27 protein-coding genes and 2 tRNA genes are annotated in these 24,544 nt (G+C 53.9%); 8 read left to right on the forward strand and 21 right to left on the reverse strand.

Annotated features, from left to right (window positions below; genetic code table 11):
* Window positions 1–714 precede the first annotated feature (714 nt).
* Both JMJ16_RS20860 and JMJ16_RS20865 read right to left on the reverse strand, forming a co-directional pair.
* Entirely contained in the window at window positions 715–1,053 is a 339-nt protein-coding gene (locus tag JMJ16_RS20860; protein WP_201384661.1) for a VOC family protein, read from the reverse strand.
* Between the two features lie 104 nt (window positions 1,054–1,157).
* Window positions 1,158–1,922: a MerR family transcriptional regulator gene (locus JMJ16_RS20865; RefSeq protein ID WP_201384662.1), complete on the reverse strand. Its 765-nt coding sequence runs from the start codon at window positions 1,920–1,922 to the stop codon at window positions 1,158–1,160.
* A gap of 333 nt (window positions 1,923–2,255) precedes the next feature.
* Between JMJ16_RS20865 and JMJ16_RS20870 the strand changes: the two genes are divergently transcribed.
* From JMJ16_RS20870 to JMJ16_RS20880, 3 genes are all read left to right on the forward strand, one after another.
* Window positions 2,256–2,525, forward strand: a complete 270-nt coding sequence (locus JMJ16_RS20870; RefSeq protein WP_201384663.1) for a hypothetical protein — start codon at window positions 2,256–2,258, stop codon at window positions 2,523–2,525.
* Window positions 2,526–2,795: 270 nt separating this feature from the next.
* Window positions 2,796–3,026, forward strand: a complete 231-nt coding sequence (locus tag JMJ16_RS20875; protein WP_201384664.1) for a hypothetical protein — start codon at window positions 2,796–2,798, stop codon at window positions 3,024–3,026.
* A gap of 51 nt (window positions 3,027–3,077) precedes the next feature.
* A complete protein-coding gene (locus JMJ16_RS20880) occupies window positions 3,078–3,446 on the forward strand; it encodes a hypothetical protein (protein WP_201384665.1) in 369 nt (122 codons plus the stop codon).
* Between the two features lie 28 nt (window positions 3,447–3,474).
* Here the strand turns inward: JMJ16_RS20880 and JMJ16_RS20885 are convergent, their stop codons facing one another.
* Both JMJ16_RS20885 and JMJ16_RS20890 read right to left on the reverse strand, forming a co-directional pair.
* Window positions 3,475–4,077, reverse strand: coding sequence for a plasmid pRiA4b ORF-3 family protein (locus JMJ16_RS20885; RefSeq protein WP_201384666.1), 603 nt, complete (start codon window positions 4,075–4,077; stop codon window positions 3,475–3,477).
* Between the two features lie 357 nt (window positions 4,078–4,434).
* Window positions 4,435–4,587 carry a hypothetical protein gene (locus JMJ16_RS20890; protein WP_201384668.1) on the reverse strand — a complete coding sequence of 51 codons (153 nt, stop codon included), beginning with the start codon at window positions 4,585–4,587 and terminating at the stop codon, window positions 4,435–4,437.
* A 228-nt stretch (window positions 4,588–4,815) separates the two neighbouring features.
* Between JMJ16_RS20890 and JMJ16_RS20895 the strand changes: the two genes are divergently transcribed.
* The gene (locus JMJ16_RS20895) at window positions 4,816–5,700 is read left to right on the forward strand and encodes a DUF3592 domain-containing protein (protein WP_201384670.1); all 885 of its coding nucleotides are present in this window, start codon (window positions 4,816–4,818) and stop codon (window positions 5,698–5,700) included.
* A gap of 640 nt (window positions 5,701–6,340) precedes the next feature.
* On the opposite strand, the gene JMJ16_RS20900 is transcribed toward JMJ16_RS20895, so the two are convergent.
* From JMJ16_RS20900 to JMJ16_RS20935, 8 genes are all read right to left on the reverse strand, one after another.
* A complete protein-coding gene (locus JMJ16_RS20900; protein WP_201384672.1) occupies window positions 6,341–7,339 on the reverse strand; it encodes a type I glyceraldehyde-3-phosphate dehydrogenase in 999 nt (332 codons plus the stop codon).
* A 99-nt stretch (window positions 7,340–7,438) separates the two neighbouring features.
* On the reverse strand, window positions 7,439–7,966 hold the full coding sequence (locus JMJ16_RS20905) for a GNAT family N-acetyltransferase (RefSeq protein WP_201384674.1): 528 nt from the start codon (window positions 7,964–7,966) through the stop codon (window positions 7,439–7,441).
* A gap of 40 nt (window positions 7,967–8,006) precedes the next feature.
* Entirely contained in the window at window positions 8,007–8,573 is a 567-nt protein-coding gene (locus JMJ16_RS20910) for a dihydrofolate reductase family protein (protein ID WP_201384676.1), read from the reverse strand.
* A gap of 235 nt (window positions 8,574–8,808) precedes the next feature.
* Window positions 8,809–9,642, reverse strand: a complete 834-nt coding sequence (locus JMJ16_RS20915) for an alpha/beta fold hydrolase (protein ID WP_201384678.1) — start codon at window positions 9,640–9,642, stop codon at window positions 8,809–8,811.
* A 209-nt stretch (window positions 9,643–9,851) separates the two neighbouring features.
* Entirely contained in the window at window positions 9,852–10,430 is a 579-nt protein-coding gene (locus tag JMJ16_RS20920) for a cytochrome P450 (protein ID WP_305068187.1), read from the reverse strand.
* A 161-nt stretch (window positions 10,431–10,591) separates the two neighbouring features.
* The gene (locus JMJ16_RS20925) at window positions 10,592–10,798 is read right to left on the reverse strand and encodes a hypothetical protein (RefSeq protein ID WP_201384680.1); all 207 of its coding nucleotides are present in this window, start codon (window positions 10,796–10,798) and stop codon (window positions 10,592–10,594) included.
* A 111-nt stretch (window positions 10,799–10,909) separates the two neighbouring features.
* On the reverse strand, window positions 10,910–11,251 hold the full coding sequence (locus tag JMJ16_RS20930; RefSeq protein WP_201384682.1) for a response regulator transcription factor: 342 nt from the start codon (window positions 11,249–11,251) through the stop codon (window positions 10,910–10,912).
* 37 nt (window positions 11,252–11,288) lie between these two features.
* Window positions 11,289–12,029, reverse strand: a complete 741-nt coding sequence (locus JMJ16_RS20935) for a hypothetical protein (RefSeq protein WP_201384684.1) — start codon at window positions 12,027–12,029, stop codon at window positions 11,289–11,291.
* Between the two features lie 175 nt (window positions 12,030–12,204).
* Between JMJ16_RS20935 and JMJ16_RS20940 the strand changes: the two genes are divergently transcribed.
* Window positions 12,205–12,477, forward strand: a complete 273-nt coding sequence (locus JMJ16_RS20940; protein WP_201384686.1) for a hypothetical protein — start codon at window positions 12,205–12,207, stop codon at window positions 12,475–12,477.
* Window positions 12,478–12,884: 407 nt separating this feature from the next.
* Window positions 12,885–13,166, forward strand: coding sequence for a DUF1294 domain-containing protein (locus JMJ16_RS57205; RefSeq protein ID WP_201384688.1), 282 nt, complete (start codon window positions 12,885–12,887; stop codon window positions 13,164–13,166).
* A gap of 276 nt (window positions 13,167–13,442) precedes the next feature.
* Here JMJ16_RS57205 and JMJ16_RS20950 read toward each other — a convergent pair whose 3' ends face one another.
* From JMJ16_RS20950 to JMJ16_RS20980, 7 genes are all read right to left on the reverse strand, one after another.
* Complete coding sequence (locus tag JMJ16_RS20950; RefSeq protein ID WP_201384690.1) at window positions 13,443–13,739, reverse strand: hypothetical protein; 297 nt, start codon at window positions 13,737–13,739, stop codon at window positions 13,443–13,445.
* Window positions 13,740–14,822 carry a ParM/StbA family protein gene (locus JMJ16_RS20955; RefSeq protein ID WP_201384692.1) on the reverse strand — a complete coding sequence of 361 codons (1,083 nt, stop codon included), beginning with the start codon at window positions 14,820–14,822 and terminating at the stop codon, window positions 13,740–13,742. It abuts the gene before it with no gap.
* Window positions 14,823–14,980: 158 nt separating this feature from the next.
* Entirely contained in the window at window positions 14,981–16,249 is a 1,269-nt protein-coding gene (locus JMJ16_RS20960; protein WP_201384694.1) for a tyrosine-type recombinase/integrase, read from the reverse strand.
* Window positions 16,250–16,745: 496 nt separating this feature from the next.
* Window positions 16,746–16,818, reverse strand: a tRNA-Gly gene (locus tag JMJ16_RS20965).
* A gap of 4 nt (window positions 16,819–16,822) precedes the next feature.
* A tRNA-Pro gene (locus tag JMJ16_RS20970) sits at window positions 16,823–16,895 on the reverse strand.
* Between the two features lie 92 nt (window positions 16,896–16,987).
* Entirely contained in the window at window positions 16,988–17,470 is a 483-nt protein-coding gene (locus JMJ16_RS20975) for a hypothetical protein (RefSeq protein WP_201384696.1), read from the reverse strand.
* 313 nt (window positions 17,471–17,783) lie between these two features.
* Window positions 17,784–18,170 carry a PleD family two-component system response regulator gene (locus JMJ16_RS20980; RefSeq protein WP_201384698.1) on the reverse strand — a complete coding sequence of 129 codons (387 nt, stop codon included), beginning with the start codon at window positions 18,168–18,170 and terminating at the stop codon, window positions 17,784–17,786.
* Between the two features lie 199 nt (window positions 18,171–18,369).
* Between JMJ16_RS20980 and JMJ16_RS20985 the strand changes: the two genes are divergently transcribed.
* Window positions 18,370–19,344 carry a GAF domain-containing protein gene (locus tag JMJ16_RS20985; protein ID WP_201384700.1) on the forward strand — a complete coding sequence of 325 codons (975 nt, stop codon included), beginning with the start codon at window positions 18,370–18,372 and terminating at the stop codon, window positions 19,342–19,344.
* Window positions 19,345–19,415: 71 nt separating this feature from the next.
* On the opposite strand, the gene JMJ16_RS20990 is transcribed toward JMJ16_RS20985, so the two are convergent.
* Both JMJ16_RS20990 and JMJ16_RS20995 read right to left on the reverse strand, forming a co-directional pair.
* Window positions 19,416–20,813 (reverse strand): sigma-54 dependent transcriptional regulator, encoded by a 1,398-nt coding sequence (locus JMJ16_RS20990; RefSeq protein WP_201384702.1) that lies wholly within the window; start codon window positions 20,811–20,813, stop codon window positions 19,416–19,418.
* Window positions 20,785–23,415, reverse strand: a complete 2,631-nt coding sequence (locus tag JMJ16_RS20995) for a sensor histidine kinase (protein WP_201384704.1) — start codon at window positions 23,413–23,415, stop codon at window positions 20,785–20,787. The genes JMJ16_RS20990 and JMJ16_RS20995 overlap by 29 nt, the downstream gene beginning before the upstream one ends.
* A gap of 303 nt (window positions 23,416–23,718) precedes the next feature.
* Here JMJ16_RS20995 and JMJ16_RS21000 point away from each other — a divergent pair, with 303 nt between their 5' ends.
* Window positions 23,719–24,489 carry an alpha/beta hydrolase gene (locus JMJ16_RS21000; protein ID WP_201384706.1) on the forward strand — a complete coding sequence of 257 codons (771 nt, stop codon included), beginning with the start codon at window positions 23,719–23,721 and terminating at the stop codon, window positions 24,487–24,489.
* Window positions 24,490–24,544: the final 55 nt, after the last annotated feature.

Consider the following 24,544-nt stretch of genomic DNA (forward strand, 5'->3'; position numbering starts at 1 on the left):
GATCCCTGTTCGCTTGCCTCATGACCTTCGTCCTCTTGTCACGAGTATAGCGCTTGAGTGCCGATTTTGCTAGAGACCATCAGCACGCTTCTATCCTCGTGGCAGCGTCTCTGTAAGCCGAGAAGAGAAAGATGGAAAGAATTGGCAGAGGAAGATTTTTGTGAGGCAATGCAGCGCCGGAGAAAAAGGTTACGACAACTTTTGCTCTCTTGCGACAAAAGATGCCCAAACATTTTTGCTGTTTTTCAGCCTTTTATCACTCACTGCTTTCGGCCCCGGGGCAAAAGAGACTATAAGATATAACATCTTTTCTCCCTCTTATGCAAGAGCTTTTCTAACAGCGAGCCAAAAGGTGTCACACTGCCTTTTGGCTATGAGAGCGGTACAAGGCACTCTTCCCACATTTCCTTTGATAAGGAACGCATCGGGGATGACAAAAACAGCGAAATCGTTTCTCCGCAGACATACTCTTAAAGATACTATAAGGACTTTCTGCCTACATTTCAAGCGGGAAAGCCTGCCTCCCCAACAGGCCGCGCTTATATCCTGGGCCAGTGTGCAGACTTGAAGCGTCAAACGACATATTCCAGCCAGCGTGGTCACCGTGCGGGCTGTATGATACGCTGCATACAGGCGCTTCCCACACGCAGAGCAGAACTGCGGATACTGTATTCATGCTCTCTCAGAGAGGAAATGAGAATGCTGGTTCGTCAACTATGCGGCAATCTCGACAGTAAATCCGCCAGGCGCTTGCACATAAAATGTCCAGGCATGACTGCGCTGTGGTGGATTCACATCAAAGCCGTCACCTTTCAAACGTTGATAAATCTCGTTCACTCGTTGCTCGCTCTCCTGACCAAAGCCGATGTGAAACGTACCAGGATAGGTGACGTTTGCGGCCTTCATCAAGGTGAGAACCAGGCCGTCATCGTCAAAGAGCGCGCAAAAGCTCTTCTTATCGCTTGGTTGTTTGCGCAACCCGAAATACTTTTCGAGAAAATCGGCTGCTGCCGGGACATCGGTAACACTCAGATTGAGATGATTCAATTTCATGGATAGATGCTCTCCTTTCAACGAGAAAACGTTTTGCTGCTCAACAGTAATTGTATTTTAAAAGGGTGGTGTATATGTGGAGAGTTTGAGGGGGGAGAAGTCTCTTATCCTGCGGGGAATAGCTCGATCATGTGTCCAATTTGCCCAATCATTTCCTGGGCGCGTTGCTCCAGCTCTAGCAGACTCGCAAGCCAATGATCAGCAGCAGCGACAATAACTTTATCGGCATTTTCTTCAGGCGGAATACTCAGTGATTCACGCAGGCTCTTCGTGTTACCGCTATCAAACTGGTGCAACATACGCAGAATTGCCATGAGGCTGAAGCCACACTTGACAAGCATGCGAATAACCCGCAACCGTCCAAACTCGGTACCTCCATAGAGACGGTAGTGGTTGGTCGGGTCACGTGGGACAGTAAGTAGGCCGTTGCGCTCCCAATTGCGCAGCATATCAACGGATACATTAAGATGGAGGGCCGCTTGGCGAATATGCATGGGATGTGGTGAGGCGTCCATGGTGCGTCCCGCTGCCCAACGCTCAAGAAACTCAAGCGCGGATTCGGCATAGGTGCGTTCGACACGCACCTGAGCAAGATACTGATAAGCAAACTCCATCGCCATGCCCAGATCGCCATTCGCTGCATTTTTCACCAACATAATGAGCTGATGCTTATCGCCTACATATGGCCAGCGAAGCGCCAGCCATGTGAGCCGTGCTTGTTCGAGATGCAGCGCACTATACTGGCGATAGCCATTCGTCCCGCGCGGAATTGGGGCCAGGAACCCGGAGGCTTCATAAAGCCGAATGGTGTTCACATGGACTCCTAGCTCTTTCGCCAGGTCGCTCGTGCGCAAAAACGTTGTTCCCATACATCCAATCCTACGGCATTCTACGAGGAAATCTTTAACTGGTTGCGAGTCGAGGAAACCCTCTACATATTAACCAATGTTGTGCTGCACTTCAATAGAGGCTGGTAAACCGCCCTCGATTTGAGAGCGTGTTCGATTCCCAGGGGCCTCCGTCCTCTCACGTCAGAAATTCGCGCGGCTTCCGCGAGCAAGCGGTCGTAATGGGGATCAGGCACACTCTCAGTGGGGAGCTGGTGACTTCTGTGGAAAACTCTTCCTGACAGGAAACACGTGAAATCCGCTCTGTGAAAAGAGACATCCCTTCACCAGGGATGCAGTAGAAAGCGCAACTCAATGCCAGATGGACGCATCCGTCAACATATCCGTTCGGGAATCACCGTGTTAATCGTCCTCAAGCAAGACCAGCTCGTTTGCACTGAATGCAAACAAACGCTGATCATGACACGCGGTATGGTGCTCTCACGTCGCCCTGAGACGACAGCTCCGTCTCAGAGAGAGCGCCTCTCTCATATACCTCCAGCGATCCTATCGCAAGAATCGCATTTTCGTGGCGATTTGCAGCCACCTCATATAAGAGAAGCGATGACGAATGCGCATCGGTAGCGGCTCCGTCTCCATGACACTCCCGTCACAGTCCGCACTCACGCTCAACGCCTCGACCGGCTCTGGCAAGGTCATCAACGCCTTTAAACATATGCCCGTGGATGGAGCCGCTCCCAGGTTCGAGTCAAGACCGGCAGCGGCTCCATCACTGTCACGAAGGTGTAGAGAGGCCACAATCTCGCGAGCCTCCAGACAGCGTGAGGAGTCGGGTTCATAGCTGGATAGGTAGATGGTTGGAATGGGCTGAATGTAACGGGTTTAAGCCTGAAAATGGTGGAGCAGCATGCCAGCACCATCCAGCAATTTGGCTCTAACGTGTTGTTAAACCAGACACCATCGCATGAGTTGCTAGATATGACCCCGGATGAGGTCGAATTCTATTTGCAGACAACTGGCGTCAAAACGGTGAAGACGAGCTTCAAGCGTTTTGTATGCTTCCTCGTAGAGGCAGATGGGATAGAATATGAGCAGAGCGAGGAGCTGCGACAACTGCTTAGATAGGGAGACGTGCAATCTCATGCCTGATACGCTTCAATGGAGAGGAGAACGAAGGTGAACGATGATTTGACACCAACACAGCGGCTTTTAGACGTCCTAAAGCAAAGAGAATTGACAAAAGCAGAACGCGCCATCGCGAGAGAGCAAATTGGACGCTATTATGCGAGAAAACTGGCCAGCCTCCAACAGCATCTCTTTGAGGCTCTAGAGAAACGCGACACAGGCGAACTCGACCCCTTCGATGTGGATGAGTTCATTCACCGCTACCACAAGCAATCCCAGGAACTCTATGTCTATATGAATGCGCAATCCAGCTCCAATGCGAACCTCCCTTTCTGGCTGAAAATCATTGAGGCTGATGAACAAGGTCGCAATGTGTGGCAGCCAGAGACAACGCTTCCACATGAAGAGCAACCTTCCTGACATCAACGCAACCAATTGAGAGGTTTTCTCAGTCCAGGTTCGCCAACGCTGAATTGACCTGCTGGACTGAAAAGAGCTCAGCATCGTAAGACGCGCCGACCCACTCGCGCAGACGTGTGTGCTCAGGATGCTTCGGATGCTGCAATGCCTCAAGCAAATCAGAGTATCCGCCTACGCCACCAGCATTTTCCGGGGGACAGGCCCGTTCACCAGCCAGGCAACGAGGGGTGATCCAGAACGCATCCTCCTGCACGTTCTCATCTTCGAGATGCTCAATCTTTTCAATCGTCACCTGATGCATCCAGCTATCGCCCAGGTCATACTCATACGTCAACGTCAGCCACTCGGCCCAGACCGTTGCATCGAGCTTAGTGCGTCGGCTGTCCCTGACACGTATACCTGTATCTTCCCACTCAGGATCTGGAAGACCATACACCATGGTCTTGTTGTTGATCGTGAGCCGAAACAAATACAGATGGGAGTTCTCCCACCCCATCACCACCTGAAGCATTTTATGGAGCGTATGCAGACTGATAGCACCAGGCACCACCATTTTGCGCCAGATTGGTGGCTCAATCCCAACCAACTGGACATGCAGATAATAGCGGCTCTCCGACCAATAACTTCCCAAGTGATTCTCCTCTTCTCCATATTCTATAACAGATTAATCTCTCTGCTATTGTCCGCTAGTATACCCTCAAGCTCTTCCTCTTCAATCCAACTTGCAGGATCCTCTACCAGATCGATCACGCTGCTACCGCAGGGTGAGAAATAGGGGTGGCTGGTATGTTTTTTGCGTTTTGACACCTTTGAGCCGTTTGTTGAGCATCTCAGAGTTTCGATTTTGCTCCATGTACCTCTGCTAGTGTAGCATAACACAGGCTTTTTTTCGAAAATCGTTTTTTTGTCTCAAAAATAGGGAATTCTCGGACGCCTTTTGCATGTTTATGCACATCCATCTCGCTTTTCAGATATATTTCGCAATATATCACAAAACGATACCTATCAGTAGCAAAACCAGGCCTGCCACGATCAATCGAGGATCAGTCGGATATTCTCTCTGAAAGACGGAACGCGGTTCGCTCATCATGGCTGTAGAGAGTTGCTTTTCTTTCGTGTGGCGACGCCGTTTTTTGCTCATTGAGGTAGGTCCCTTTTTCATAGACACATAACTCTACTATGTTACAAAGAAATTTGACGGAGGAGATCCAATGCGGCGAAAAGTCTGATCATTCTTCACAATTACTACCACCTCTTTGCTGGTCTTTGGGTACTCTACGAAGCCATTCGTTCACTATTGTAGTGTTAAAAAAAAGATCAATTGACCCGGCGCGACCAGGATAAGGCGTGCGGGAGAGGGGTAAAGCGTATGTTGGCTCGTACAACGGATATCTCGGAAGAAGCTTCTACAGACTGGCCTCTGCGGCCTCGTTCCAGGCCTCTGCTGACCCTGGGCGAAATGGTGGTCTTGCTCATTGCTCTGCTCATCCCAGCCTGTGGTGGCTTGTATCGGGCGGACTATTATAGCCGCTTTGTCCAGGGCACCTGTACCATCACCAGTGGGGATGTGACGAGTGTGTTGCACCATGTCAAAAATGGCTCGGATTATACCACCTATGCTCCTTCTTTTTTCTATATCGTCTCTGCGCCTGGAACCTCTGGAGTGGACAGTTCGGGCTATGATGGGCCTGACCATACAACCTTTTATGATGAGACTGAGGCCCAGGATATCGTGAACCAGTATGCGGTCGGCACGACGACAACATGCTCATATAATCCTGCCAATCCCCATGAGGCCTTCCTCATCTTTCAAGGCTATTCGCAGGAGCGTGCCTGGAGTGTCTTCTGGTGGTCTCTCTTCTTGACTGGGCTGGCCCAGATAATGATTACGTTGCTGATCTGGTATCTCTGGGTGCGCAAGCTCATGATCTTACATGAGCGCGGCCAGTTAACGCGTGGCCATGTAATCAGGCACGAGACCCGTCAGAGCAAAAACGGTCGTTATACCGTCTCGATCATTGAGTATACCGGGATCACTATCTTGAAGCACCCGATCAGGGGAGAGCTTACGGGGCCGGGATATCTCTCTCTCGATAGGCCGATCCCCGTCTGCTACGATCCCTATCGCCCAACCCGAGCCAGGCGCGGCGACCGTCCCACCCGGCTACATATCTGTGGCGCTATCATCGCAACGCTTCTCTTGCTGGTCTCAATAAGCGCATTTGCCTGTTTGTTCACGTTTTTGTTGGTATAAATAGTATGATCAGCATCTGATCATTCGTGTCCTTCTGAAAGAAGATAAGAGGCCAGTAAGCAATGTTATTGCTTGGCCTCTTTCCTCATATGTTTTTATCGCTGCCTCTCCCTCCCTTTCCCTCGCACTCCCTGCCTCCCCTCCCCTCCCTATGGCCTACAGGGGCTGCTCTCCTCCGCCCTCCTCTTTGCTGCCAACTGGAGTTTGGTACGCTCAGCATTGAAGCTTTTCACGAGTAAAGGCTTTTCTTCTGTGCAGATGGGCACAGCGGCAAATAATCGGTAGTCACACTTTAGACTGAGGAACACTCGATGGACCCGATTCAATTCTGGAATCTGCTTCAGAAAATATTTAATGCCCCCCACAGCCTGTTCGGGACAAGTACGCTTGGGCCGTTGGAACCACTACTGATTCACTATATGAAAAGCACGCCGGAGAATTTGACCACCGGGAATATGGAACCCCTCACTGTGCCAAAGCTTGCAAGCTGGATATCTCCAAGATCAAAGTCTCTGCGAGCTCTGGGCACAGATGGATCAGATCATCAACGGGTTCGGCGAACCAGATGCGTGGAGCAAAACCTTGGGACATTAGCGAAGATATCATATCCCTGCTGATGCCTACGTGTCGGCGCGCCCCTTTAGCCTCCAAGTTTTGCTGCGGTCTCGGCGAGGCGCGAAGCGTATCCCCATTCATTGTCGTACCAGGCCGCAACCGAGACAAAATTTCCCTCCTGCACCTGGGTCAGAGGGAGATCAATAATCGAAGAATGATAGTCTCCGACAATACGCGCTGACGCCCATTCCTCTTTCAGTACATCCATAATCCCTTTCAGCGGCCCCTCGCTGGCTGCTTGGATAAAAGCATCGTTCACTTCCTGCGCTGTGACCGCGCGTTCGGTGATGAGATTGAGTTCGGCGATGCTACCAGTCTTGACGGGAACACGATACGCCTTGCCTGTGATTTTCAGGTCCGGCCAGATAAACTTGAGGGCTTTCGCCGCGCCCGAGGAGGAAGGAATGATATTTTCAGCTGCTGCCCACGAGTCGCGCCGGTCGCGCATGGGCTGGTCGGTTAAAGATTGGGTGTTGGTATACGCGTGAACCGTTGTGAATAAGCCGTACTGGATGCCAAATTGCTCCAGCATCACTTTCACCACGGCGGCAAGTGCGTTGGTGGTGCAGCTTGCCATGCTCACAATTGTGTGGGCCTGCGGATCAAAACGCTCCATGTTAATACCAGGCAGCAGAACGGCGTCGCAATCCTGAAGGGTTTTGCTCGCGGCGCTGATGAGCACCCGCTTCGCGCCACGATCAAGATGCACCTGCGCTCCGGCGCGAGTGACGGCGCGACCCGTGCAGTCAACAACCAGATGGATGCCCATCGCTCCCCAGTCGGGCACTTCTTTGGAGGAATCGATATAGGGGATGTCGCGCCCACCAATCAGAAAACTCTTTTCTCTGGTGCTGACATCTTCATGCCAGCGGCCATAGTTGCTATCAATTTGAAAGACGGCGGCTGTTGTCTCAAGGTCTCGAATGTCGGCAATCGCAACGGGCGTGAACAGATTCCGCTTCAATGCCGATTTAAGCATAGAACGTCCAATGCGTCCAAAGCCATAGATTGCAATGTTACTCACACAGCATCTCCCTTATTGTTTTGAGGAAGCCCTTCTCAAGCAGGAGGACTAACATCTCATCAGCAAGTCTACCCAAAGCTCTTGATAAAAAAGAACCTTTTATCCCTCCAACCCTCGATGGGTAGGCTTCTCTCGTTTCCATTTGAGCATGCTTTGATCAGCCTTCAGGCGCTGCATACCTAATTTCTCAAGCACTTTGATGGAACCAATATTGTCATCACGGCACTCAGCCGTGATGCAACTGATGGGAAGATGCTGGAAAACCCAGGTGATGAGACCTTCTGCCATTTCCGTCGCATAGCCTGCTCCACGATACTCGGGAAGAATGCTGTAGCCAATCTCGACCATTCCCTGATCATCTGGCCCGCCCTTAAAACCGATATCACCAATGACTTGTTGATCGGCTGTATGAAGAATGATACCATCCCAGATCGCTCCTGATGGATCACTCTCCGTGAGTCGAATGAAAAATGGTAAGGCTTCCATGTAATCTGGGAGAGGCCAGTGAGGAGGCACATGCACTCCCAGCAATATTTCCAGAGAGATTCTATCCTCAAGCGTTGCTTTTTTTAACCTGAGCGAATAAGGAATGAATTGAAGTCGAGCTGTCTGAATACGTTGTAACATAGGGAAAATTTACTCCTTCTTCAACCAAGGCTTTGGTCTGCTAGAACTTGTGGTACTGGAGAATCATCACACCACTTTCAAAGGATCTCGAAGAGATCAGGCGAAACGGCTTCACCTGAAATTGACCAGAAAAAAGCGGAATCCCATTGCCGATCACGATAGGATTGAGCTTTAGAATCAGTTCATCTATTTCAGGGAGAAGCTGTTGAGCAAGCTTGCCCCCTCCACAGAGCCAGATATCCATCCCCTCTTCCTGCTTGAGTTCTTGAACCTTCTTGAGAGGGTCGCTAGAGATAAATTCGACTGAAGGATCGATCTCTGCTGAGAGGCTGGAGCTTATGACAATCTGACGGAGTTGTGGATAGGGACTGGTCAGACCCACCTTCAATCCTGGTTCATACGTTCCACGCCCCATGATAACCGTATCAAAACGTGTATTGGCAGCACTGATTTCGAAGTGAGCGCGAGCAGGGGCAGGGAACGTCTCTGGGAATTTCTCGATAAGATAGGGAAAATGATCAGTGGCTGTAAAAAAGTCGTACTGGCCCGCTGGTCCGGCGATATAACCATCTAAGGTCGATGCAACATAGTAAACGAGTTTTTTCATTTGTTTTCCTTTTCTAGAGAATGTGCTTGGTGAGTAGGTAAGCAGCGTGAAGCGGAAAAAAGCACGCGACTGCCATCGATGAGACTTACCTGGCGACTCGTCCGAGAGACAAGGGAGCGACTGGCTCCGTCCATCAGCCTTCCGGGATCGTACTGCTCTCCCGGTCAAAATAGCCTTGAAAGGTCTCTCGCTCCTGGTGAACTTCCCCGTCAAGACATTTTCCCAGGTTTCGGGCCTAGCTCTCGATGAAGGCCAGCAGGTCGCTATTGAGGTAATCTCGATGGGTGAGGAACATGCCATGGCCGCCTCCAGGATAGATTTTGAGTGTGCTGCCCGCGATCCCTTGAGCGGTTCTGCGTCCACAGAGATCCAGGGGAGCGATGTGATCGTTATCCCCATGCAATACCAATGTGGGAACCGTGCAGGCAGGTAAGTCGGGGCGGGCATCTGTTGTTGAGGCAGTGCGCTGACACTCAATGCAGGCTTTGGGCGAACACTCCAGAATGAGGCGAATGCTCCATTGGATCATCTCGGACGACAGCAGTTCCGGTCCCGGCCACGCCGATCCCAGGCCGTAGTACGTGATTGCTCCGGCGCCCATGTATAACGGACGGTCCTGACGGACTCTTGAGATATTGAACTCGATCGCCTCCTCTGGTAGTCCTTGAGGGTTATCTTCCGACCTGCGCATAAAGGGGGTCACACCACTGACGAGTGCAACCCGCGCGATGCGACTGGTGCCGTGGCGCGCGAGGTAGTGGAGGATCTCCTGGCACCCCATGGAGTTGCCAACCAGTGTAGCCTCGTGCAAGTCGAGCTGGTTGAGCAACGAGGCCAGGTCATCGGATAAGGTGTCAATATCATAGCCCCGTCCAGGATCATCCGAACGGCCATGTCCACGTCGGTCCAGGGCAATGCAGCGCAAACCCCGCTCTGAGAGTGCCAGCATCTGGTATTCCCACATGGCACTCCCAAAGCTCCAGGCACTCACGAAGACAACTGGTTTACCCGTCCCGTACCAGTCCCGATAGTAAAGGGTAGTATGATCGTTTGTTTCAATGGAAGGCATTGTTTATATCTCCTTTGGTCTCTTTTTCATATGGAGTTCTTTTCAGGAGGCTTCCCAAGCGCCTCTCGACGTATCTCCTGGAAAGGAGTATAGCCGAAACATCAGCGAGATGACTTCACCCGTTTTCGTGATCATGAGGGTGATCGTGTCCTCATCTCCCGAACATTGGCTGTCGATCTTTGGCACCCAACACCAGAACACGCGTTCTGTTACTTCTCCCACGTCAAGGGCAACTGCTTCACCCCAAAAGTGGACATGCTCTTGAGCGGGGTCAGCGGCCCGTCAGACACGCGCCAGGAGCCGGGGAGGCGGTCGAGCATCGCGTTCAGCGCAATCTTTGCCTCCAAACGCGCCAGGGGAGTGCCCAGACAGAAGTGGATACCGCGCCCGAAGCCCAGGTGCCGATTCGGCTCACGCTCGATAGTGAACTGACTGGCATCGGGGAACTGGGCCTCATCGCGATTCGCTGAGGCGATCCAGGCAAAGAGTAATTTACCAGCTTCGATGCGCTGACCACCAATCGTCGTCTCGGTCGTGGTCCCGCGTATCGTGAGTTTGAGCGGCGAGTAGTAGCGCAGTGCCTCTTCAAGCACGCCTGGTACCAGGTCGCGATTGGCACGCAGACGTTCCACCGCTTCAGGATACTCATCCAGGCACAAGATGGCATTGCCAATCAGATTGGTCGTGGTCTCGTTGCCCGCGACCAGGAGCAGCACACAGAAACCTAGCAATTCCTCGTTGCTCAGGCGCTCCCCATCCACTTCAGCCCTCAGCAGTGCGCTCACCAGGTCGTTCTGGTTCCGTCATCCTGAAGTATTTTTCGCCTACTGCTTTGGATTCATTACTCCAATTCCATGCGATATCCCTGTCCACCTCACGACGCCAGACAGGCAACCAGCATGTCCCGACAAGGACACTACATGTCCTCATCGTCTTCCAGCAAGTCGATCTACTGATCCTGCTCCTCCGTTTCCAGCGAGAGCAGGACGAGCCCAAGACTGTGAATTTTCAAGAGCACCCGATAGAGCGCTGCTTGACCGACCAGGAGCTCATGGAGCACGGTTCTCCCATCTGTCTTATGAAGAATCTTAAGGTCCTCAAACCATTCTTGCCAGGAGGGGTCCAGATATCCGTTGATAGAGCTATGGCATCGCATATGCGGTACCATCCTCCTTCCGTTCAGGATGGTTGAAGTATAAAATCCCATCGGGTGAGTTGTGATCATCCGATGTGGTGATTGTGAGTGGGTGAGGCAGAAACAGGAAGATTAGAGTAAGGACAAACGCCGGGCGGCCTCGCTGGCTTCGACCCGATTGTGGACATCAAGCTTGCGGTAGACACTTTGGACGTGGGTTTTCACAGTATTCAGCGAGATCACCAGTTCACGCGCAATCTCTGGATTGGATCGCCCGGCGACCAGCAGACGCAGCACACGCTGCTCCTGCTCACTGAGCGGTTCCAGGAGCAATGTATTCTCCCTAAGAGGCGCTTCCTCTTCTCCAGGCTGGGCACCTAGCTCCTGGACAAAAGCACGCAGGAGAGTCCGCACAAAGAAGACCAGGGATGCCTCGCGCAGTTCTGGGAGCAGGATCTTGAGCAAGGCTTCCATCGCCGGGCCTTCATCGAGAAAGATGCGTTGGTAGTTCTCAGAATGTGCCAGCCACAACGCTTGGAGGTGAGAGGATTTCGCCTGGCTGTATTCTTGACAGGCAACATGGGCTCGGATCGTTGTCCAATGCCTCCAAAGACAACCAGGCAACGGCCTCCTGATGCCTGTGTGCCCACGCTGAGAGCAAGGTAGTTTTCCCCCAGCCCGCGGATGCGGAGAGCAAGGTGAACGGGCGAGAGAAGGCAGTATCTAAAGCTGAGAGGAGACGCTCCCGTCCCACGAGAGTGGCAGGAAGAGGGGGTGGAGCCAGCCTGGTCAACACCATCAGCATGCCGAGATCAGTGAATGGGACAGCAGGCTCGACAAGGTGGGAAGGAGTCTCGTTGTCAGCAGATGGGATGGACAAGGAAACAGGCCTCGCCTCCAGCACGCGCGAGGGGGACGACGGCTTCTGTTGGCCCTCCTGGAGTTCCTGTGCCATCTCCTCTAAACGAACCAGAGTCACAGTGGCATCGGTTCCCAGATAGCGCTTGCTGGTCTGGCCGAAATGGGTGTGATAAGCATACCAGTAGCCACGCCTACGAGACCGACTCTCTTTGAGGACATTCAAGTGACCATGTTGGCCCTGAAAGGAGAAGGAGGAGTGCGCTGCCAGCCAGGCCCGCCACGCTTCCTGGTCTTCTGGAAGCATGGGCTGTAGTGGCTGGTTGAGAGTATGCAAAAGATAGCACTGATTCTCGGGAGACCAGATGAGAGCATGAGCGGCTGGCTTTGGCATGGCGTCCTTTCTTCTCCACAACTCCATACTGAACGTCTTCCCCAACTCCCCAACAGGGTGAGTATAGCAAAGGCGAGACGAGCCTGCAAGCGTGCGCATCCGCTCCAGCTTCATCTCTCCAGGCGGTTCCAATGACGTGTCAGGCGAATGGTTCAAAATCGACCTTTTTTGACGCTTGTTGCTCTGCTTTTCAGGACTGACTGGCCTGGCGCTGCTCGTGACCGATGAGGAGACTCCCCTTACCAGGAGCGAGGAGGCCTACCTGACTGCCGTGGCGCGGGCAACCTATGCCGAGAAAGGCATTACCGGTGAAGCCATACGAGCACATGCTGAAACTACGCTTCTGCCTGCTCCAACCCTGGCTGACTTCATTGAACGGCTGCACACCATCCCGGCCTCATCGGAGAGTATGCGGTGCTCACACGATGCCATCCCGAATGTTGTGTAACGGTGAATTACGGAAAAGCCTCGAAGCCAGAACTGGCGCCGTTTTAACGCATTCTAGCATTACGCCATTACACACAACTCGGTATGGCATCTGAAGTTTTGTGAGTAGGAGTCATAATTGTGAGATTACACCCACTCAATGAACCAGGCGTCTGTTACCTACCTCTCGCAGGTGAGTAATTTCCTCTTGTGAGACAAGAATCATGCATGCTATCCTCCACAGAAGAGAAGTATTAGTGAAAGATGGTGAGCATGTTAAACACTACCTTTGATTGGAATGAAGTTGAGTCTCTCATCGCTCTTTTGCATACATATGGAATCTCTTCAAACTCGCAATATGTTATATGATATTAGCATACAAGCAAAGCTGATTTTGCTTGTATGTTGCTAAAATAGACGAGGGCAAACGTGACATTCATTCTTGGTTACTTTCTTGTACTGAACATCCTGACTTTTGTCGTCTATGGCCTGGATAAGCATTCAGCCAGAATTGGAGGACAAAGAGTTCCAGAGAACGTCTTATTGTTACTCGCATTTGCTGGTGGTACTCCTGCCGCCTACATTGCACGGAAATACTTCAGGCATAAGACGATCAAACGCCCCTTCATCACAAGGCTGCGGCTTATACTCATTGTTCAAATAGGTGTTTTGCTTCTCTATATTCTGTTTTCTTTCCGTGGACAGGCGTAGCTTTCATGTGTTTGCTAAAGAGATCCAAATTGTTCCTTTTTTAGATATTCTTATTTTTTTGCTTAAACATATCAACCATTGAGATTAGCCTATTTCACCACCCCTTATGAATCAAAGCAAGCAGACACGCTTACTATGGGGATGAGCCAGGATAGTTGATCTTTAACAAACCTCGAAAGGTGGGAAATTCCATGCATCTGAGCAAACAAATCCATGGAATTCCCAATCTTCTTTGGCTACGAACAACCGCACTTTACAATACGAAAAACAAATCTGTTACTCATCAAGGACGTGACTTGCGACTCTGGCCACGTGATTGGTGATGAGTGACTTTTGAGTTGGTCTCGGCGTTTGTTGTAGGGCCTGGGCAGGTGCAGACGTTATAGAGGCGGCTGGCGCCCAGGCGGAGACGTCTTTGCCTCGACGAAGCCGGTCCCATTCGATGAGGATACGTCGCGTGGCTTCTGCACGGCTGAGTCCTCCCCATTCTTTGCAGAAGGCATCGAGCGATTGCAAGGCCTCGTGCTGCCTGGGAAGGCTCGTATTCCAGTAGACATCGTCATCGTTGCGCATTTACGGTGCCTCCTCCCAGCGATCTTCATCCAGAGAGGCGGCAAGTTCTGCGTAGCCACAGATGCTTGCGTGTTCTGGATCGGGGACGGTGACGATATGGCATTCCTGTAACGCCTGGCGGACCACCTCTTCAAAGTAGTAGGCTCCTCCGCCTCCGAGATAAATCTTGTCAAATTGTGTTCCCGCTGGCGCGCCCTCGACATTCCATGTGCCAATGAGAAATGAGGACAGAGCGCGAGCCAGGCGCTTGAGCGAGCCTGTAATGACCTGCATAATTTCCTCATCTGGAAGAGAGCTTGCGCCAGTGGGGATACTCGGGTAAGGCTGATGATGCGCATAGGCCGTGAGCAAGGCATGCGCCTTTTCGATGGAGAGCTTGCGCTTATAGCGCCAGACAAGCTGCTGAAGATCTTCGACCAGTTGGCCGACGCCAAATTGTTCTCCTTTGCATAAGGGGATGAGGAGCCGTTGCCCTTCGGCAGCGACTAGATCGGTCGTGCGCTCACCCACATCGATGACGGCCTGCTGACTGCTTGCATCGCCGCAGTGGATAAGGATACCTTGCCCTTCCATCGCGACATAACCGCACTTAACGATTACCTCGCGGGAGCGCCCATTGAAGCTGAAGCGATACTGCTGCGAGAGTGCCTGCTTGACGCGCTGGCGTCGCGTGCGCTCATAAAGGCTCACAGGCAGAGCTGTCACCAGGCGCAGCTCAAAACATCGTTCAGGTATGAGGATACATGCCAGGCAGAGCAGGAGAACCTGGGCATGCTCAGACCAATACCGCCGCTCGTCATTGAATGCGTTGTGGCTATGCGTGCCATGAGCGAGCAAACGGCCAAGAAAGTAGGTATGGTCCTCCAGGGAGAGCACATAGTCGCTCGGCTGGAGGACATCAGCGAGCTTTGCGTGAGGGTCACTGCCTTTGAGCAAGGTGACAATATCGCCATCCGCAAGAAAGCTCGGGAGCGTAACGAGGTCCTGGACCAGTGTCAGCCCATCGGCGGGAAGGAGTTTTAAGCCCGCAAATCCAGAGCCAACCTCAAATCCGACATAGTAGAGGGGGAATGTAGGATGCATATCTCAGTTTCAACCCTTTCCTTCTTGGCACTCTGAAGGATACGTCCCCCAAAGTGATGTACATGTTCCACAAGTTAGTGAACACCTCTTGTATCTTGCCATCGGTACATGGGAATGGTGTACGTGTCCCACACTTTGTGGGACACGTACACGTTTGCTCAGTCCTTAGCGCTCCTCTTGTTGCTTCTTGACTCTTTGGCGGGGGTATAGCCTCGGCGGCGCAGTTCGCGAGGGCCAGGCATGCTTGCGGGAAGGTGATCGCCAGGGCTATATTTGCGCTTTTGCTCCTGAATATCGTCGTCGTTCATGTGCATATACAGCTTGACGGTCGCCATGTCGTCATGCCCTAAGAGTTCTTGCAGGCTGAAGGGGTCCTTGCCGAGCTTGAGATAGCGGATGGCAAAGGTATGGCGGAAGATGTGAGGGCTGATACGCTTGCTGGTAATGCCCGCACGCTTCTTCAGGCGCGCAAACAAGAGGGTAATCCCATTTTTGGTTAATGGCCGTCTCGTTTCAGCGAGAAAGAGATGATCCTCTCCGAGACTTCCCCATTCAGTGAGCTCCTCCTCATCGGGTCGATGGCGGTCGACATAGTATAAGAGGTTGCGCAGGCAGTTTTGCCCCAGTGCTATCCGTCGTTCTTTCTCACCCTTTCCTTTGACGGTCATGATGCCTCGCTTGCGATCAACATCACCCAGGCACAAATTGGTGAGTTCGGAGACACGAATACCTGTATCGTAGAAGAGCCAGAGAATAGCACGGTTACGCACCGTTGCTCGCTCGGCGAAACGCCCATCTTCATTAGGAGGAGTACAGGCAAGCAGCAGCTTTTCAAATTCCTCGTCAGTGATAGTCTGGATTAAGGGCTTGCCAACTTTCGGAAAGACAACCCGATCAAATGGACTGACCGTGAGGAGGTTTTGGCGTATCAGCCAGTAAAAAAAGGCGCGAGCAGAGCGAGCATAGGTCTGAATGGTTCTTTCACTGCGCACTTTTCCACGCGCCCCCGGTGTTTTGCGCATAAAGACAAACCAGGCGCTGATATCGGGGGCATCAACATCAGTAATGGAGGAAATGCCTCGTTCTTGTTCGAGGTACTGGCGCATGAGTCCAAGTGCAGTCTCATGCCACTCAAGCGTCTTTTGACTATGGTTGCCGCCTTCGTGATCATCCAGGTAGTGCTGGATCGCACGCTCTAGCGTGACTATCGTGCGTTTTTTTGTTGAACGCTCCTGGTGATGCTCTTTTGCGGATGGGCGCGTGGGAAGCTGCGCTTCTCCTAAAAGCGCCTGCGCGTCGGATTTGGCGCGTTGCGCTCTGGCACGCGCCTGCGTGACGCCATTCCCGCTACGCGAACGAGCATGAGAGGATTCTACAAAAGAGGTACCTGGTTGCGTAGAGCGTATTTGTTTGTTTTCTGTCACCATGAGTATCTTGTCTCCTTCAACGAGATCAATGAGCCATGTGCGCAAGCCGGTCCTGGCTCTATACTACCTGTCCAAGGTGGGCAGGCGAGAGGGAGGGGTAGGGAGGTGGGAGGCAGGGTGGGGGAGGGTAACGTGACAGACCGAGAAGGAGACAGAACGTCACATCCTGCCAAACAGAGAGTTCCCTGTAATGGGTCTTGCGACACCCCAATTTGCGGCAGGATGTCAAGCCTGAAAGGGCAGGATGTTTCGCGTATCCCAATCTTGGGACACCCCTTTTTGCGGCAGGGTTTCGCCTGCCAGGGGGCAGGGTGTTGCCCGCGTTGGAGGCAGAGTGTTGCACTGCGCGAGGCAGGCTGTCCGCCTTTTTGGAGGCAGGATGTGATTGGAGGGAGTATGATCCAAAACGACATCGTCCCTGTGCTTCCTTTCGACCGGTCACTTCCTGGTGAAGTGGCCTCTTATCGGCTTGCACAGGGACGATTGACAGCAAAAAAGCGGGAGACGAGACTCGAACTCGCGACAGCCTGCTTGGAAGGCAGGAACTCTACCAACTGAGTTACTCCCGCATAATCGGGGTGCGCGGACTTGAACCGCGGACCTCCTGCTCCCAAAGCAGGCGCGCTACCAACTGCGCCACACCCCGTTTGTTACGGTTGAAATATTAACATGGTTTTGGCGGCTTGTCAAGCACTTTTCAGCGCGATTTCTCAGCCATCCATCATATCCAATTCACCCTTAGCGCGGGCGGTCGTTCTTGCGATAACGTAGCTTCAACAAGAACAGGTTCCAGCGCGTGCGCAGGTTACTAAAAGGGCCGCGCCGCAAGGGGGTAATGGTGACATTGCCAAACTGGACCGATTGATGGCGCGTACGCTGCGCGAAACCCGAACGAGGCGAGACAAAATTGGTGAGCGCGACACACACAATACAGATCATACCCACAATGGCCAGCAGACCTGTGATGAGGTTGGCCTCATGCGTTGGCGTGGCATAGGCATAGCCACCACCCAGCAAGGCCGCCACAATGGCGCTCAGGAGAAACCACTCGTTGGGGGAAAAGTTCCAGGAAAAGCCCCGAAAACGAGGGCCATGTGGGGGTCGCTCCTTCTTCGGGGGGCCTGACCGGCGCTCGCTTCTCTTCCCCCCAGACCCCGGAGAGTCTGAGAGTTCCAGGTTGCGCAGTATCTCTTCAATTTCGCGTTCATATTTATTAGGCATAGCCGCTCTGCTTCCTTGTATGGTTACCAGGACGCTCTTGCTTGTAATCATACCAACTTTTGAGCGTCGATACAAGTAGTTTTCTTCCTATTTTCTTCTATCTAGCCAGGTGGGTATATTGTTTCTGCCGCCTACGGCGGGGGGAGAAAGAAGAATTTGGGGACACCCCAAACCCCGCCAGGGGCTCCGCCCCTGGACCCCGTTCTCGCTCTTCGCCGGTGAGAAGCCTGGGAACCTGCCCCTGGACCCCGTTCTCGCTCTTCGCCGGTGAGAAGTGGCCCTATCCCTGGACCCGTTCTTGCGTTCATCAGGCTTATTTGGGGGGGCCTACCAGAGTCTGCACGCGCTCTACGAGTTCGAAGGGGTGAAAGGGTTTGGTAATATGGAGCGCCGCCCCCAGATCTTCGCTGATCCGCTCGTAGATGTGCTCAGCGCGTGCTGTGACGATGATGACAGGGATGTGCCTGGTTCGACCATCCTCGTGTAACCCCCTACAAATATGATACCCATCCTCCCCAGGCATCATGACGTCCAGGATAATCAGGTCGGGTAGCGGTCCATGCACAGGGGCAAGGAGTTGCTGCAACTGAGAACCATCCTTCGCGCACTCCACTTCAAATCCATAGCGCACCAGGATAAATGCGAGTATCTCCCGCACCTCCCGGTCATCATCCACAACGACAATTCTCTTTGGCATCATTCCCAATCCCTTTACCGGACCGCATCTCTCGCATGTATATATTCTCCCATACATGCTAGCTTACGCCTCTCCTCTGCATCTATTCTATACACGTCCGCCGCCCCAATGGTTGACTCACTCTACCCCCTCTGTTATCATATACAAAAGCGCAAATGGAAGTCAGAAACGCATCTAATTATGTATAAAAGGTGGAACTGGCATGAGTAGCAACGCTCCTTCCTGGACATCCATCCTCCACTCCATCATTAAGTCAACCGCCGAGCGTCAACGGATCGCCAATGAACTCTCAATCGCTCCCATGACCCTGACCCGCTGGGCCAATGGCGAGACAAAACCGCATAAGCAACATCTTGTTCGCCTGCTTCAAGCTGTCCCCGTCAAGGATCGCCAGGAGCTCTTTCAAGCCCTGGAACAACAATATCCCGACCTGCATGCCTGGCTGATTGAAGATACTGTCGATACCATTCCTTCTGAGTTCTTCGCCCAGGTCTTGCATATGCGTACCATCACCAACGAACGCCTGCTCTTCTGGCGCCTGGCCGATCTCATCTTGAAGCAGGCCCTGGAGCAGCTCGATCCTAATCGCCTGGGCCTCTCCATTCGCCTGGTCCAATGCATGCCACCACGCGAGGATGGGGCCATTCATAGCCTGCGTGAGATCGCGGGCAAGGGGCACTTCCCCTGGCCGAGCGACCTGGAACACGAGATCTGCTTCCTTGGGGGCGAGACCCTCTGCGGCTACGTAGTTGAGACTGGCTACCTGCAACTTGTGAGCGACCTGCGCCATGAACATCCTCCCTTTCCCGTCTATAATGATAAATTTGAGGTCAGCGCGGTCGCTCACCCCATTCGCTACGCGGGATTAACCGCCGGGTGCCTCCTCGCCGCCAGCAGCCAGCCACACTATTTTACCCCCCTGCGCGTGGAACTGGCCAAACATTTTAGCGACCTGCTGGCCCTGGCCTTCCCCAAAGGAGCCTTCTATGCCAACGAGATCATCAAGCTGCATATCATGCCCGAGCCAGAGAAACAATATGCCCTGATCAACACCTATCGTGAACGCACGGCCCGCCTGGCTCAACAAGCCGCCCAGGAACACTTACCCTTCGATAATACTCAGACCAGCATCCACGTTTGGCAACAAATTGAGGGCGAACTCCTCGCGACCCGCTAAAATCTGGTTCAGGGAAGGGATGGTGTTGTGGCCATGCTTGCGGCATGGCCACAACACCATCCCTTCCCTTTTTAATCAATGCCGTGTTTGCGCATGAGGTAGCGGAGCTGGTCGACTTTGGCGAAGCCGAGCAGCTCCGCGGCTCGTGTGCGGTTGTGCCGGGTGGATTCCAAAGCCCAGCGGATAAAGTGGCGTTCGATGCGCCCGTTGATCTCTTCCAACGAGACCGGGCCGGTGGGGCGCGCGTTAAACCATTGCTCCCAGGGGTCTATCGGACTGGGCGCCTGCCCGTCTTTTGAGCCGACGATCTCATGGGGCAGGTGCATGGGCAGCAGCTCTTCGCCGCTACTTAAAATAATGGCGCGCTCAATGACGTTTTTTAGCTCGCGTATATTCCCCGGCCAACTATAGTTCTGTAAGAGGTGTTGCGTCTCGGGCGCAAGCTTGCGCACGTTACGACCAAGCGAGCGATTGAAGTCTTCGATAAAATGGGCGGCGAAGAGTAGGATATCTGCTGGCCGCTCGCGCAGGGGCGGCAAAGGAATCTTCAGGACCGCCAGGCGGTAGTAGAGGTCCGAGCGGAAGGAGCCATCCTTCATGGCCAGTTCCAGGTCGCGGTTGGTCGCGGCCAGGATACGCACGTTGATCTTGACCTCCTTGTTGCCGCCCAGGCGAAAGAAGGAACGCGTCTCCAGTACGCGCAGCAGCTTAGCCTGCATGTCAAGCGGCATCTCGCCAATCTCGTCCAGGAAGAGCGTGCCTCCTTCTGCCAATTCTAACAGGCCGCGCTTCTGCTTCTTGGCGTCGGTAAAGGCATACTGCTCATACCCAAATAGCTCGCTTTCAAGCAGGTTGTGCGCGATGGCGGCGCAATTGAGCGGGTGAAAGGGGCCGCTGGCACGTGGACTCTGCTCATGAATGGCGTGCGCGATAACCTCTTTGCCGGTGCCGCTCTCGCCGGTGATGAGCACCGAGGCATCGCTGCGCGCGATCTTGGAGACCAGCTCAAAGACGGCATGCATACGCTCACTATGCCCCACGACGTGATTGAAATGATAATTATCGCTGCGCTCTCGCTTTAACTGTCGCAGTTCTCTCGACATCGCGCTGGTATCCAGCGCTCGTTTTACAACTAGCAACAATTCCTCCAGGTCAAATCCTTTGAGTATGTAGTCTGAGGCTCCTAACTTCATGGCCTCTACGGCGGTCTGGACGTCGCCATAAGCGGTCAGGATTACCACGGGCAGCTCCGTCTCATGCTCGCGAATACGCCTGAGTACTTCCAATCCACTCAATTTGGGGAGGCGCAGGTCCAGCAAGACAAGATCAATCGTATTCTTCTGGAGTTCGCGCAGGCCCGCCTCGCCATCTGAGGCAGTGTAGACATCATAGCCGCGCTTGCGCAGGTAGCGTGCAAGCTGGTGCGGTAGATGTGGCTCATCATCGACGATCAGAATACCCAGGCTCATCAACGCCCTCCTCCACTAACATCTCCTCTTCCAATAACATGTCGCCCCAGGGCGCTTCATAAGCATATTTTCTGCGGGGGCTTGTACAGGCATCCTCATCGAAGACGGGCAGGCGAATCGAGATGGTTGCGCCATAGCCATAGTGCCCCTCGACGCGGATATAGCCCCCGTGGTCCTCGACCAGGCGGCGCGTGATCGCCAACCCCAGGCCGATACCGTGGGCTTTGGTGGTAAAGAAGGGTTGGAAGATACGCCCGAGTTGTTCTGGCCTGATGCCCTCGCCAGTATCGCTCACAGCGATCTCAACCCACTGCGAGAGGGTGATGCCTGGACGCTGAAGCCCAACCAACACCTGGGGTGAGCGTGTAGTGGCCACGTCCTCCTGCTCGCCCTCCGCTCTCTCCTGCTCGGCTGGTAGCGTCATGCAGGAGACGGTGAGGATGCCCCCTTCGGGCATAGCCTGCAAGGCATTCATGTAGAGATTAAGCAAGACCTGCTCCATTTGCCCGGCATCGACGCCGACGGCAGGGATATCACGGTAGACACGATGCACAACGACATTAGCTGCCTCACACTGTGGCTGAATGAAGTGCAATACCCGGTCGCTTAGCTCGGAGAGGGAACAGGGCGTGCGGTGCAATTGGCGCGGCTTGGCGAAGAGCAACAGGTCATGCACGATGGCATTGAGCCGCTCGACCTCTTTCAGGACGACCGAGCTCTCCTCGCGTATCCAGGCCTGGTCGCTTCCCAGGCCACAATCAATCTCGTCTGAGGGCAGAGGCTCGGTCGTGGTGGAGAGTTCCTCCATGATCATCTGCATAGAGGTCTTAATCGAGGCCAGGGGGTTGCGCACCTCGTGGGCGACGTTGGCGGCCATCTCGCCCAGAGTTGCTAGGCGGTCCAGGCGCCGCTTCTCCTCCTCCAGGCGATGGACCGAGGTGACATCGGTGAAAGTCACGAGCATACCAATGGGCATGTTACTCTCATCGCTCAGGGGCAGGGCATCGACCTCCAGCACCACTTCGCGCCCCTGCCGGTCGGTGTTCTTGATAGTTCCGCTGCGCAGCTCTCCCAGCAGGGCGTGAAAGGGAGCTGGCAGGCGCTGGAGCGAGCCGGAATCCACCGGCTCGCCATCCGCTCGCGCCGGGTCACCATTCGGTAGGGCTCCTTCACCTGGCGCCTCGCCTCGGAGAGCGCTGAGGACCGCCTCGAAGGTCTGCGTCTCGCGCACTGGCTCATCTATGCCTGGCGGCGAAGATGGCTGTTCAATAGGTGAGAGATATTGCTCATACGGGGCGGTCGCGACATGCAGGGAGCGTATATCCAGAACACACGCCAGCGGCTGGCCTACAATCTCGCGAGCATGATAGCCAAGAATGGCGGCGGCTGCGCGGTTAAAGGTGGTGACGCGCCCGGAGCGGTCGGTCGTGATCAGGCCACTGGGAATGCTTTCGAGGATCATCTCTTTGAGGCGCTGATCCTCAAGCACCTGGCGCAGGAGCTTACGGGCCTCATTGCGGGCCTCAATGACCTCGTGCATGAGCGTCATATTCTCCAGTGCCGCCCCCGCCTGGCTGGCGAGCACCTGGAGCAGTACCAGCTCGGACTTGCGCAGCTTCCAGGGCGTGTGATAGGCTCCAATGACCACACCCAGGATGCTCGTCTCCTGTGCATACTCCTGGTCTTTGCTGATACTCCCACGCAGCAGGGAGCCGCCACGCCGCGCGCCAATCTTGCCACCCAGCAGGGGGACCGCGAAGAAGGTCTTCACAGAGGAGGGGAGAGCCTGAGTCATTTGCTGGCTCCAGGGATCATTTCTGGCACCAGGCAGTTCTAGCAAGAGGATTTCGGGAAACTTCTGTTCGCCAAAGTAGCGCAGGAGGAGGGTACGTAACTCTTCTGTCACCCATGTTTCCTTCTCGAGAGACCTGGGGCGCGTCCGCGCGCCCCGTGCAGGCACCTCTAGCAAGGCCCCCAGGTCGGCCATCGAGATCTCGCGTGCGCGCTGGACGATGACGGCACGCATACGCTCATACTCATACATCGAGTAGTGCATCTGGCTGCTGATGCTGTTAAGCAACGACAACTCATGGATACGCTCCCGGTCGCGCTCCAGCAGACGTGTATTCTCCAGTAGTAGCGCGACCACGCCCGCGACGGCCTCGACCATGCTCACCTCGTCCGACTGCCAGGTCATAGGCGGCTCAGAGGATTCCTCGCGCGGCAGGCGAATGACGACCATCACACCGATACAGCGCTGGCGATAGATGAGGGGTGCCGCGACATGCGTAGGGGCACGAAAGGGCGTGGCCCTGGCATGCCGCTCGCGCCAGGCCTGCGCCTCCAGGAGGTCGCCTGTGAGTGGGATAGGATTGATGCGCGCTACCGAGAGTAGCGCGCTCGACCAGCCCGGCTGGTCATCGAAGGAGCCAGCCACAAACTGGAGTGTCTCGCCAATGCGCTGATAAAAGAGGACACAGCGACAGCGCAGCAGGGTCGCCAGCCGTCGCGGCAGGCTATCCTGTAACGTTTTATAATCAATAATGGCGCTAAAATCTTGTAGCAGGGCCTGCACGACCGCCGCAATCTCAATCTGCTCCACCAGTGGCACCCCTTCTTCTACCCATCAACCCAATCCCCACACGCTCCACAACGACTGCACCAGCCAGGCGTGCCCTCCCACGAAAAACGCCTCTCCACCGCTCTGGCTGAAATCAATCATACCAGATGCCCCCCGCGCAACGCACGCAATAGGACCGCTTTATGAAAATATTGTCACCAAGTATCTGAAAGCGCTCGATAGTTGATGTGATATCGGGCAGATCAGAGCCGTACATATATAAGCCGCACATATATACATTGAAGGATTAAAAATATGCTCAAATAGCTTTAAGGAGATCACCACATGAGGAGACATCACTTCCACCTGCGACTCATCGCGCTCCTGCTACTCTGCCTGGTGCTCGCAGCCTGTACATCAGGAGGAGGCTCACCACAGACCTCAAACCCTCCTACTCCGACCGCGACACCTCCCATCGCTCCGACGCCTACCACGCCCACAGTCACCAGTCAAGAGGTCCACTTTACGACAGCCGATCATATTAAGCTTGCTGGCATACTCTATAGCAAGAGCGGCACGACGGCGATTATCTGTTCTCATGAACTCAATAGCACCAAGGCTATATGGCAAGGGGTCGTGCCCTGGTTCGCCGCACGCGGCTTTATGGTTCTGGCCTATGACTTCCGTGGCAACGGCGAGTCCGAAGGGCAGCGCGATAGCGCTCAATATAGCCAGGATTTACTTGCCGCCATCACCTTTGTCAAAAGCCAGGGTGCGAAAAAAGTCATCCTGCTTGGCGCAAGCATGGGGGGATCCGTGAGCCTGGACGCTGCCTCCCAGGCCAAGGTAGCAGGGGTCATCACCCTCTCCGCCCCCCTCAAAGGTTGGATCGAGGAAAAGAAGATTCCCGCAATCGCTGCACCCAAGCTCTTCATCAATAGTCAGGAAGACACCTACGCCCAGGAGACCCAGCACATGTTCGACATCGCCCAACAGCCTAAAGAGATACACATCTACCCCGGCAGCGCCCACGGCACCGCAATCTTTGGAACCGAGAATAGCCGTGATTTAATTGACCGCATCCTCGCCTTCACGGCCAAAAATGCACCTCAATAAGAGGTCCCTTCCCCAGACATTTTTAGTTCAAGCCAGCATGGACCCTACAACTCAC

Source organism: Ktedonobacter sp. SOSP1-52, assembly GCF_016587395.1.

Bases quoted from the DNA above. Each gene is read 5' to 3' on its own strand.
- JMJ16_RS20990 (WP_201384702.1), bottom strand. From the start codon at position 20,813: ATGAGCCTGGGTATTCTGATCGTCGATGATGAGCCACATCTACCGCAC.
- JMJ16_RS20950 (WP_201384690.1), bottom strand. From the start codon at position 13,739: ATGCGCAACGATGACGATGTCTACTGGAATACGAGCCTTCCCAGGCAG.
- JMJ16_RS20890 (WP_201384668.1), bottom strand. From the start codon at position 4,587: ATGAGCAAAAAACGGCGTCGCCACACGAAAGAAAAGCAACTCTCTACA.
- JMJ16_RS20930 (WP_201384682.1), bottom strand. From the start codon at position 11,251: ATGGAAGCCTTGCTCAAGATCCTGCTCCCAGAACTGCGCGAGGCATCC.
- JMJ16_RS20980 (WP_201384698.1), bottom strand. From the start codon at position 18,170: ATGATGCCAAAGAGAATTGTCGTTGTGGATGATGACCGGGAGGTGCGG.
- JMJ16_RS20865 (WP_201384662.1), bottom strand. From the start codon at position 1,922: ATGGGAACAACGTTTTTGCGCACGAGCGACCTGGCGAAAGAGCTAGGA.
- JMJ16_RS20935 (WP_201384684.1), bottom strand. From the start codon at position 12,029: ATGCCAAAGCCAGCCGCTCATGCTCTCATCTGGTCTCCCGAGAATCAG.
- JMJ16_RS20985 (WP_201384700.1), top strand. From the start codon at position 18,370: ATGAGTAGCAACGCTCCTTCCTGGACATCCATCCTCCACTCCATCATT.
- JMJ16_RS20925 (WP_201384680.1), bottom strand. From the start codon at position 10,798: ATGCGATGCCATAGCTCTATCAACGGATATCTGGACCCCTCCTGGCAA.
- JMJ16_RS21000 (WP_201384706.1), top strand. From the start codon at position 23,719: ATGAGGAGACATCACTTCCACCTGCGACTCATCGCGCTCCTGCTACTC.
- JMJ16_RS20895 (WP_201384670.1), top strand. From the start codon at position 4,816: ATGTTGGCTCGTACAACGGATATCTCGGAAGAAGCTTCTACAGACTGG.
- JMJ16_RS20875 (WP_201384664.1), top strand. From the start codon at position 2,796: ATGGTGGAGCAGCATGCCAGCACCATCCAGCAATTTGGCTCTAACGTG.
- JMJ16_RS20960 (WP_201384694.1), bottom strand. From the start codon at position 16,249: ATGGTGACAGAAAACAAACAAATACGCTCTACGCAACCAGGTACCTCT.
- JMJ16_RS20860 (WP_201384661.1), bottom strand. From the start codon at position 1,053: ATGAAATTGAATCATCTCAATCTGAGTGTTACCGATGTCCCGGCAGCA.
- JMJ16_RS20905 (WP_201384674.1), bottom strand. From the start codon at position 7,966: ATGTTACAACGTATTCAGACAGCTCGACTTCAATTCATTCCTTATTCG.
- JMJ16_RS20910 (WP_201384676.1), bottom strand. From the start codon at position 8,573: ATGAAAAAACTCGTTTACTATGTTGCATCGACCTTAGATGGTTATATC.
- JMJ16_RS20975 (WP_201384696.1), bottom strand. From the start codon at position 17,470: ATGCCTAATAAATATGAACGCGAAATTGAAGAGATACTGCGCAACCTG.
- JMJ16_RS20955 (WP_201384692.1), bottom strand. From the start codon at position 14,822: ATGCATCCTACATTCCCCCTCTACTATGTCGGATTTGAGGTTGGCTCT.
- JMJ16_RS20870 (WP_201384663.1), top strand. From the start codon at position 2,256: ATGCCAGATGGACGCATCCGTCAACATATCCGTTCGGGAATCACCGTG.
- JMJ16_RS20915 (WP_201384678.1), bottom strand. From the start codon at position 9,642: ATGCCTTCCATTGAAACAAACGATCATACTACCCTTTACTATCGGGAC.